Origin of the sequence: Alkalibacillus haloalkaliphilus C5, assembly GCF_000269905.1 — a bacterium.
Taxonomy (GTDB): Bacteria; Bacillota; Bacilli; order Bacillales; family Alkalibacillaceae; genus Alkalibacillus; species Alkalibacillus haloalkaliphilus_A.
Genome location: NZ_AKIF01000111.1, coordinates 1 through 9,853, shown reverse-complemented (window position 1 = coordinate 9,853; position 9,853 = coordinate 1). Strand labels below are relative to the sequence as shown.

Here is a 9,853-nt window from a genome sequence, read left to right as displayed (position 1 = left end):
CCTCTTGTGCTTCAGTACCTTGAACGTGAGGAACGCCCCAAGGCTCTGTTTGTGATAATGCTTCAGCTTCAGCATTTTCTTCGACGAACTCAATTTGCGGATGATTCTCTAAACCGTTAGCTTGATTTTCAGATAAGTTAATATGATATACGGGGAGTAACTCATAAGCATGTAATACATCTTCATCATCAACACCAAACGCTTCTAATAATCCTTTTTCAGCTGGTCCGTTGAATTTCACCAAGTAATCCTCACTATTTTGTTCACTCTCTGCTGCAAATCCTGTTTGTAAAGGTGCTGTTAGTAGTGCTAACGTTCCGATTGCTGCGACTAATTTCTTCATAAAATCCTCCTTTTAAGTATAAGAAGCTTTATGACAGTCCTGATGCCAGTAGAGTAATATGCGAATAACCATTCGAGTATTTTCGACAACACCTCCCAAAATTCGAATTGTTAAAATATTAGCACATGTTAGTTTGTAATGTTAATGGTGAAAAAGGATGAATTTGTAAAAGGCATTGCCAATAGTTGGTAGTTTGAAAACGCTAATCATTTACCTTTTTATTCCAATTGAGCAAATTAAATAGCCTTCCAATAAAGGAAGGCTAAGAAAGTAGGTTATTTATAACGGTCTGTAGTTTTTCGGCGTAATGCTTCCGATCTTCGACTGTAAAAGCTTTCGGCCCTTTTGTGCGTTGTCCACTTTTTCTTGCCATAGCATTCACATAGCGTGATTGTAAAAGTTGATCGATGTTTTTCTCTGAGTATAAAAATCCTTTTTGATGGATAACTGTACACCCTTTTGGAAGTGTGAGAGAAGCAAGTCCGTAATCTTGTGTAACGATTAAATCACCTCTTTTAGCTTGCTGCATAATTTTATAATCAGCAGCTTCTGCTTCCGAATCAACATATATTGTTTCAACACCATCTTGTTGATCAAAAGGTGAGAAGTGGGCGAAGCTTTTAACTAACAAGACGGGTATATTGTATTTCTTTGCTTCGGTAATGGTCTCTTCAGTAACAGGACACGCATCAGCATCAATGATGATTTTCATAGGTCAACTCCTAACAAATAATTTAATTTTTATAGGTGAAAAGTTGTGTTTTCTAGTCGAAATAACAAGTATAATGTAATTTAAGATTAACGTCTTAAATAAAAGGGGGATATTATAATGTCTGATGTGTCAAAGTATATTATATTTCAACTTAATCATGAACGATTCGCCATTAATATTCAACAAGTAAGGTCCATTGAGAAAATGCCAGAACTAACAACGATGCCACAAATGCCTAAAGCAATGAAAGGAATCTTTGAACTTAGAGGTGCAATTACACCAGTCATTGATCTAAAAGAAAAGTTAGAAATGGGACTAGCTGAACAAACTGAGGAAACTCGTCTTTTAGTGTTAACTATTGATGGGAAACAGTTAGGTGTTATCGTTGATAAGGCTACTGAAGTGGTTGATCTAAATGAAGAAACAATTGAACCACCACCAGAAATGGTTGCAAACGTTGAGCGTGAGTATATTACTGGAGTAGCTAATCAAGAAGGTCAGTTGATCGTAATATTAGATTTAGATCGTGTTTTAGACTATGAAGAGTTTAATGTGAAGTCGTAAAGGCAAGTTTTTAAAGTACAGAGAACTTATTTAGATAGCTGGAGAACCTAGTATGTAAATCAGTCAGTGTAAAGGATCGTCGAATTCTATAATTTGGCGATTTTTTATGTTTAAAAAGTTAGCACAATAACCATTATAAGAGTTAAGTGTCAAAAAATACAAACTATGTATTAGTAGTTATTTAATCTACATAATAAAAGTATATGAACATGAACTTAACTTGAAGGTGGTTAGAATAAAGATGGAGGACTTAACAGCATCAGAAATTACAAATTTAATAGCATCATTTTCAACAAATACTATGGCTTCTGTTGTAACATCAGATTTGTTAAAGAAAGCTGAATCTGACGATGTACGCTCTATGTTAGAGTTAGGTGTACAAATTGCGAAGGCTGAAGTGAAGGTGCTGAGTATTTCATGAATCAGGCAGGGCGTGTACTACCAGTTCCTTTTACAGAGCAAGATATTTTGTTACCTAACGATAAGTACTATTCAGACAACTTTGTTATTTTATTAAAGTATAAACTTGGTCAGGATGCGTTGAATTTATATGTTACGTCGTTATCTACTTCGACAAACCCAGAGGTGCGAGCATTTTACAAAAAATTATCACAAGATACAGCTGAATTAGTGGAAAAATGCATAGAGTTAATGGTTAAAAGAGGACTTCATCAACCAGTAATTCATATCCCGAAAAGTGATGAAGTAGAACGAGCACAAACGAAAAAAGTCTTAGGTAAATTCATAGGGGAAAAACGACCTTTAAGTGCTCCTGAAGTGTTGCAAATCCAAAATAACTTTGTGTCTACAGAAGTATTAAAAGAGATTTTACGTTCATTTAGTAAAACAGAAACTTCGGAAATTCGAGAACACTTTGAACGTGGGAAAGATATGTGCTCTAAACACTTAGAGATGATGCAAGCTAAGTTTGAGAAAGAAGAACTTCCGCAAATGCCAACTTGGGAATCAGAAGTTGACACAGAAGGTCTGCCTCATTTTTCCGACAGGTTAATGATGTTTAAAGTGTCTTTGATGGTTGGAGCAATTGGCGCTCGTTATGGTGTGACAGCAACTGCTACACTTAGAAAAGATATCGGTGCAACTTTTAGTAAGATGATGGGAGAGGTAGTCTTGTATGCAGAAGACTCTGCGGCCCTCATGATCAAGAATAATATGTTTGACGAACCTCCCCTTGTCAAGCTAAATAATAATATTTAAAACATTGAATAGTTAGTTGAGATAACAGCGCTAGGTTATGTAAATAATCTGGCGTTTTATTTTGTGATTTTTTATATTTTTATTGAATTATTTCTAAATTAAGTTAAAATACAGTTAGTGCATTACATCACTAATGCACTAGGTTGCTTCGTGAAGAGGTGAGGGAAACATTGATATTAAACCATGAAAGTATGAAACCAATATATATTCAAATTGCAGAATGGTTAGAGACTGAAATTATTAAAGGAAACTTGGATGTAGATGACAAAATTTACTCGCAGTATCAACTTGCAGACTTGTTAAATATTAACCCTGCAACGGCAGGTAAAGGTCTAACGAAATTACTAGACGATGGAATCGTTTATAAAAAACGGGGGCTAGGCATGTTTGTGACTGAAAATGCGCGAGAGCACATCTTACTTAGGCGAAAAAATGAAACGTTAAAAGTCATGATCGAAGACCTTGTAAAAGAAGCAAATTACTTACAAGTAAGCAACGAAGAGCTGTTACGCATGATTGAAGCTACACGAAATAAAAGGGGGAGTGACTGATGGGGGTTATTACGAGTCGTCAGTTAATCAAGTCTTACCGAAGCAGTATAGCCGTTAATCAGTTAACGGTTCAATTTAATGAAGGGGTAATAACTGGGTTGATTGGTCGTAATGGTGCAGGTAAGACAACACTGTTGAAGATGATTGCTGGTTTAGTGAAGAAATCGGGTGGTGAACTATCGGTTTTCGGTGATGACCCATTTAATAGCTTAAAAGTTTCTGCGAATTCCATTTTTGTTAATGATCAAATGCCTTTCCCGGTGGAATATAGAGTGAGAGATGTATTAAAAGAGTTTGAGCGTTTCTATCCTAATTGGGAAAATGACCTAGCTGAACGCTTAACCCGTCACTTTTCGATCGATTTCGATGCACAACCTATTAATTTTTCAAAAGGTAAGCGAAGTACATTTAATGCGATTGTCGGTTTAGCGGCACATGCACCGCTTACCATTTTTGATGAGCCGACAACAGGAATGGACTACTCTGCAAGGCAGGATTTTTACCGTGCGTTATTAAAAGATTATATGGATTATCCTAGAACAATCATCGTGTCTAGTCATCTATTGAATGAGTTAGAAAATGTGTTAGAAGATATCGTCCTTATTCATGATGGTCAACTTTACTTCCATGAAACTGTTACGAGTTTAAAAGAATTTGCGGTTGGATTAACGGGTGATTCTTCTGAATTAAGTTCAGTAACATCGAAGTATGAAGTGTTACATAAGAAAGATGTTGGCTTAAATCAGCAGTATGTTGTTATTGAAAATCAGTTAGATGAAAAAGTTGAAGAGTATCTTAAAAAAATGGGTGTGCAAATTACACCTGTCTCACCAGCGGATGTTTGTGTATACGTAACGAACCGTGAGAATGGAGGGATTGACGATGTCTTTAACCGAAGTAAGCACGTATGATGTAGTGAAAAAGCAGTCTATGCTTAAATTCAAAGCGTTTTCGAAAGTGTTCACGGCCTTAATTATTGCACAAATAATTGCTATGTTGTTCTCGGCTGGTGGAGCTGGTTCGTTCGGAGGTTCAACTGATTTAATTTCGTATCAGTTTTATTATGTCACAGGTGATCTGGTTTTTATTTTTACATTAATGTGGCTATTGCCATTCCTTATGGCTTAATTAAACCAGAACAGCGTACGATTGATTTCACCTTTATCTCTAATCGAGCCACCAATCACTTATCAAACTTTGTTTTTTTAGTAGTAATGGGGGGTGTGGGGGCACTAATAGCTTTTGGTTCATCACTATTATTAAAGACAATTAGCTATTTGTTCGATCCAAATGTTTATGTAGAATCGACTCTTTCTGTTATAAATTCTCTAACCTTAATCGGTGCAATGTTTTTATATATTCTTTTGATGGCGACTTTAGGGTATGTCCTCGCCCTATTAATGAACATACATCCAATTATGAAGGTAATCATTCCAGTTACCATTATCGGTTTAGCAATCTCTGAACCTATTCATGAGATTTTTACACATACTTTTCAGTTTTATGCGCTAGAAGCATCTATGCTCATGTTGCTTGTAAAAGTGTTGTTTACAGTATTATTCCTATTTGGGGCGACCGTACTATTATCTGACCGATGGGAGGTTAGATCATGAGTAACCTTTTAATGACTTTTTTTCCTATTATAATCATTGTGATATGTATTGTAATTGTTGTGTACATTTCTAAAGGGATTTCATTTATCTTACCTGATCAAATCGTGAAAAATCAAAGTCGAATTGTTATTAGTGGTTATAGTACAATCTTACTAATAAGCGGACTAGTATATTTCACAGTGGTTCACGAAGAACAGGAGGTCGTTAATCACACAGAACATATGGATGTAGTCTCTGATATTCGTCTGGATGGAACTTTTGAAGACTTTGACCGGTTATCCGTTCGAGAGTCATGGAGCTTTGAAGTAGAAGATGAACTTACGGTCACATGGGGAGAGCAACATGGGAGACATAACCTTCCTGTTTATGTTAAAGATAATAGGTCACTTAATGGTACTATGGATGTGAAGATTTATACTCCAGAATACTTTGTAATCGGTGATGTTATCATTAGCAATCAGCACCCAATTCCGTCTATAAGTAATCGCTCTGGTACCCTTCAAATTGAAAGTCCTAACCGAATTGATTTGGAGAAAAGTTTAATAACACATGAGCAAACTCTTAAACGCTTTTTGAGAGACGCTGGTCCTAATAACACAAGTTACAACCACAATAGCATTAGTGCGTTAGTCATTGAGTTACCCCCTGGTGTAGAGGTGAATAGTGAAGTTGATCAGTTATTTGATCAAAGAGAAGGCTGAATCTCAAGAGAGGTTCAGCTTTCTCATTTGAAATGAAATTAGAAGTTTGTCATCGAAATCGGCTTATGTCGAGTATAAAAAATTTCATTAATCGTGCTTACGTGTTCTTCGTTAGATATGGCGACTTTGTCGTATAAATGAAGTTTCTTAAAATCGATTACCCCTAGAACTAAACTAGACAAGTCTGATATATCAATTGTGACAGTTGAGTCAGCTTTAGCACCTTGGATCACAGTTGGCTTTCCGTTTGTGAACCTCACTGTTACATCACCAGCATTTTTAGAGTACATCGAGTCAGTCACTTGAAAAGTAATTGTATAATTCGCGTTGTTAAAGTTATGTTTTGATAATTGTTCAAAGAATCGTTTCACATTGATGATTCTATACATTAACCCAAGTCCTGATCGATTCGTCTGGTGGTATACGAAGTTAATGAGCTCATCAGATCCATCTCTTGCATCAGTGAAGAAATGATGAACCGTTTCATCTTGTGTTGGGAAAGAGATTCGATGTACTTGGTCTTTTTGTGAATGGAAAAATGTTGATAGTTGTTGTAAAGCATCTTTATCGGTATAAACGAACTCATGGACGATGATGTTGCTTGATAAGAAATTGTTCGTTTCTTGACGTGCCCTAAAAGAAAAGATCGCATATCCAGTTAATTTGTCCTTTTTCTTAACACCGACGACTTTAATGTCAAACTTCTCAAATGCCCGTTTGTATTGGAAAAAGCTTTTTTTCATTAGCCCGTGCTTTTGTGTTGCGAAAGTATTATAACAGTCGACTATTGTTTGTCCCTCTTCTTGTGTTATAAATTCAAGATCTTCTTTATGTTTGAAGTTTGGAAAAGCATGCGGTGCAACAGTGTAAACATCTTTTTTAAGCCCGTAGCCAAAACCCATTTGATAATAAAAGTCTGGTCTAAACGCATATAATGCAGCTAACGCATAACCTCTTTGATCAAAATAATCTAAATAAAAATCAACGAGCGATTTTGCGACACGTTCTTTCTTGTGTAACAAGTCGACCCCTACTGAGCTTAACCCACCCGTTGGAAGGAATTGCCCAAACACATTCATTTCGAAATCAAATAACTTCATAGAGCCAATTAGTTTGTTGTTCTTAAAAACACCATAAGGTACAACACCTTCAGTTTGACTGAGAAATTCTTTTTCTTGTTTAACTAACTTCTCAATTTCTTCTTCACTACTAGCTGGGTTTGATGTGTAAGCTTGTTCGTGCAATATGACATTATCTCGGTATTCTTCTTCACGTATTTGTCTTACTTCGTGCATGATGACGCCTCCTTAATAGCTTTATTATAGAACTGTTGGGACAATTATCCAAGAGATTGTAAATTGTTTAATAACTTAGTCGTTTATTTTAAAAGTTATTTCTAATAGATATATAACTTTTTTGTAGGCAAAAAATACTAATCGTTTAATTTTTCTGGCAATTCAGTCTTGTTATTTGTATAATGATTATTGATAAAAATAATGGAGGGTTGTGGATGAGAAAGCAAGTTAAAAAGGCGGGTCTGGTTTTAATAACCTTTTCAATATTAATGTTGTTAATGGTAGCGTCTAATTATAACCAGTCTAACGCCTCAATATTAGGACTGACAGAAAAAATATCGGACAAGTTAATCGAGACATTAGAGACAGTTGATGATGCACTATATCATGATGTTGTTGTCGTATTTGATGATTTAGAGAATGTAGATAAGCTTGATCATTTCAATCGTAATTATCACGCATATGAACACTTGCCTTTTGCAAGAGTTTATTTAAACCAGGACGAAATTGCTGAAGTATCTCAATGGGATGAAGTGAAGTTTATCGAACCTAACCAAAAGTTGTCCCTATTTAATGCTGAAGGTCGGGAAATGACACAAGTAGATACTATGCAAGAAGAGTACGGCTATACTGGTGAAGGTGTAGAAATAGCTATTATTGATACAGGGTTGGATGGTTTACATCCTGATGTACAACACAATCAGTTGAGAAACTGGCAAGTAGCGGGTACCGTTTTAACAGATGACCATCTATATGTAAGTACAACACCAGATGGTACAAACATTGAAACAAGTGTATATGATGCTGAATTAGAAGTAGGAGCACCTGTTAACAATGATGAATATGGTCATGGTACCCATGTTTATGGAACCATTGCAGGTAGTGGAGAAGCTTCTGATGGCCATTTACGTGGGATGGCACCAGATTCAGACGTGCATAGTTATAGCACATCAACTGGTATGTTATTAGTCTATACATTGGAAGCATATGATCACATCATTGATCTAGTTAAGAATGAAGAAGCAGATATACGCTTAATTTCAAATAGTTGGGGTTCTGATGGTTGTGAATTTAACCCTAATAATGCTACGAATGTAGCAGCAAAAGAAGCTTTTGATTTAGGGATATTAAGTGTTTTTGCATATGGAAACTCTGGGCCAGACAGTGATACATGTAATCCGTATGCCGCATCACCATATGTTTTAGGTATTGGTGCGACAGATAAGTCTTTTGATGTAACTGGCTTCTCTTCTAGAGGAAAAGAAGATGGAAATTATGATCGTGAATTAGCATTACAAAATGCAGAAGCTTATTATAACGCTACTGTTGAAGAACAAGAAAATTGGGATTATGAAAGTGATCCTATAGGTTTATATCGACCATCTGTAGTAGCACCAGGTGCTGACATCGTTTCGGCGCAAAACCCGCTTCACGCTATGACATTAAGTGGTACTTACTACGGTTCAGCAAGTGGTACTTCAATGGCTACACCGATGGTTACAGGTGTATTAGCATTAGTCATTGAGGCTTATGAACAAAATCATGAGGGAACTTTAAGTCCTGCACAATTAATTCGTTTAGTGGAAGTGACTGCTGATCAAGATGTTATGCACGGATACCATGAGTATGAAGCTGGTGCTGGTTTTGTTGATGCTTACTTAGCAGTTGCAAGTGCTGTAAATGGTGATATTCCAGACGAAGTGACTTTAGATGATTTAGTAACTTATGAAAAACCTGAAGATGTTGTTGTTGAAAGTGGTTCTTATGAAGGGCAAGTTGCCATAAATTCATGGGAGACAAATGAAGGGTATGAAACGCATACTTTTGAAGTAGAAGAAGGAGCACTAACTGCTACAGCTAATATAAATTGGGGCTTGGCGCTTGAAAACATTTACATTTCATTATATGGACCTAATGGAGATGTGACAGACGTTGATGCGGCGGATGCACAGTCTGCTGGGTTACTAGATTTAGAGAGTGAGCGTTCTGTTTCCGTGAACTTCCCTGAACCAGGCACTTGGACTGTGCGTGTCGATGGAAGAGCGAATACACTGACAAGTTACGAAGGTGAATGGCATGTGGAGTATCCTAAGGATTTGAATTATGACCCTGAAACAGTTTTACAAGTAACCCCTGAAGTTGTATCTGGCAATGAAGGTGTAGACGTGTATGCTGAAGTTTTAGATCCAGATGGTCTATCTGATCTTGAGTCAGTTGACTTGGTAGTTGAATCATCAAATGGTAAGACGTTGCATCATTTTACAAAAGAAGATTTTAATGAGAATGAAGGTTTATTAGAGTTAGAAGAAACGGATTTAAAGTTAACGGCTAAAGCACCTTGGGTTGTTAAATTAACTGCTAAAGATTCAGCAGGTAATGTAACTTATGAACAGGCTTTAGTTGGAAGAGAATAGTAAGAAGGAAAATCGCCGGAATATGTTCTGGCGATTTTCTTGATAATGTAGAGTTAACAGTGAATGGAAGAAATTGGTGTTAATATATGTTAAATTAAATGGAGGGGAGTGATTAAATGCGAAAGCGCGTTATACTTGCAGGTGGTTCTGGCTTTTTAGGGACATCTTTAGCTCATTATTTAGTTGAAGAGGGTTATGATGTTGTTATTTTAACGAGAAATGGTTCTGAGGTTTCTGAGAATGGAGTTCGTTATGTCCAGTGGGATGGTGCAACTTTAGGTGATTGGGCTACTGAAGTGGATGGTAGTTTTGCAGTTGTCAATTTTACAGGTAAAAGTGTTAATTGTATTTATACGAAGGCGAACAAAGAAGAAATTGTCTCATCAAGGTTGAATTCAGTTCATGTTATGAGTGATGCGATCAACCAGGCTGAGACTGCCAA

12 protein-coding genes and 1 pseudogene are annotated in these 9,853 nt (G+C 36.4%); 10 read left to right on the top strand and 3 right to left on the bottom strand.

Features of this window, described 5'->3' with window-relative positions; translation table 11 throughout:
• Positions 1-343: pseudogene (locus A194_RS0111495) on the bottom strand (peptidase S8); the annotation flags it as partial.
• A 262-nt stretch (positions 344-605) separates the two neighbouring features.
• Entirely contained in the window at positions 606-1,055 is a 450-nt protein-coding gene (locus A194_RS0111490) for a YaiI/YqxD family protein (protein WP_017186989.1), read from the bottom strand.
• Between the two features lie 117 nt (positions 1,056-1,172).
• On the opposite strand from A194_RS0111490, the gene A194_RS0111485 reads away from it, so the two are divergent.
• From A194_RS0111485 to A194_RS0111450, 8 genes are all read left to right on the top strand, one after another.
• Positions 1,173-1,619, top strand: a complete 447-nt coding sequence (locus tag A194_RS0111485; RefSeq protein ID WP_017186988.1) for a chemotaxis protein CheW — start codon at positions 1,173-1,175, stop codon at positions 1,617-1,619.
• A gap of 241 nt (positions 1,620-1,860) precedes the next feature.
• Positions 1,861-2,040, top strand: coding sequence for a DUF3231 family protein (locus tag A194_RS0111480; RefSeq protein ID WP_017186987.1), 180 nt, complete (start codon positions 1,861-1,863; stop codon positions 2,038-2,040).
• Positions 2,037-2,837 (top strand): DUF3231 family protein, encoded by an 801-nt coding sequence (locus A194_RS0111475; protein ID WP_017186986.1) that lies wholly within the window; start codon positions 2,037-2,039, stop codon positions 2,835-2,837. Before A194_RS0111480 ends, A194_RS0111475 begins: the two co-directional genes overlap by 4 nt.
• Before the next feature lie 170 nt (positions 2,838-3,007).
• On the top strand, positions 3,008-3,388 hold the full coding sequence (locus tag A194_RS0111470; RefSeq protein ID WP_017186985.1) for a GntR family transcriptional regulator: 381 nt from the start codon (positions 3,008-3,010) through the stop codon (positions 3,386-3,388).
• Entirely contained in the window at positions 3,388-4,299 is a 912-nt protein-coding gene (locus A194_RS0111465) for an ATP-binding cassette domain-containing protein (protein ID WP_017186984.1), read from the top strand. The genes A194_RS0111470 and A194_RS0111465 overlap by 1 nt, the downstream gene beginning before the upstream one ends.
• The gene (locus tag A194_RS0111460; RefSeq protein WP_017186983.1) at positions 4,271-4,516 is read left to right on the top strand and encodes a hypothetical protein; all 246 of its coding nucleotides are present in this window, start codon (positions 4,271-4,273) and stop codon (positions 4,514-4,516) included. Before A194_RS0111465 ends, A194_RS0111460 begins: the two co-directional genes overlap by 29 nt.
• A 95-nt stretch (positions 4,517-4,611) precedes the next feature.
• Complete coding sequence (locus tag A194_RS0111455; protein WP_157783059.1) at positions 4,612-5,001, top strand: hypothetical protein; 390 nt, start codon at positions 4,612-4,614, stop codon at positions 4,999-5,001.
• The gene (locus A194_RS0111450) at positions 4,998-5,702 is read left to right on the top strand and encodes a hypothetical protein (protein WP_017186981.1); all 705 of its coding nucleotides are present in this window, start codon (positions 4,998-5,000) and stop codon (positions 5,700-5,702) included. Before A194_RS0111455 ends, A194_RS0111450 begins: the two co-directional genes overlap by 4 nt.
• A gap of 38 nt (positions 5,703-5,740) precedes the next feature.
• On the opposite strand, the gene A194_RS18265 is transcribed toward A194_RS0111450, so the two are convergent.
• Complete coding sequence (locus A194_RS18265) at positions 5,741-6,997, bottom strand: GNAT family N-acetyltransferase (protein ID WP_017186980.1); 1,257 nt, start codon at positions 6,995-6,997, stop codon at positions 5,741-5,743.
• A 215-nt stretch (positions 6,998-7,212) separates the two neighbouring features.
• Between A194_RS18265 and A194_RS0111440 the strand changes: the two genes are divergently transcribed.
• The gene (locus A194_RS0111440; RefSeq protein WP_017186979.1) at positions 7,213-9,411 is read left to right on the top strand and encodes a S8 family peptidase; all 2,199 of its coding nucleotides are present in this window, start codon (positions 7,213-7,215) and stop codon (positions 9,409-9,411) included.
• A gap of 116 nt (positions 9,412-9,527) precedes the next feature.
• Positions 9,528-9,853, top strand: a 326-nt coding sequence (locus A194_RS0111435; protein WP_017186978.1) for an NAD-dependent epimerase/dehydratase family protein, incomplete at its 3' end; no start/stop codon positions are given.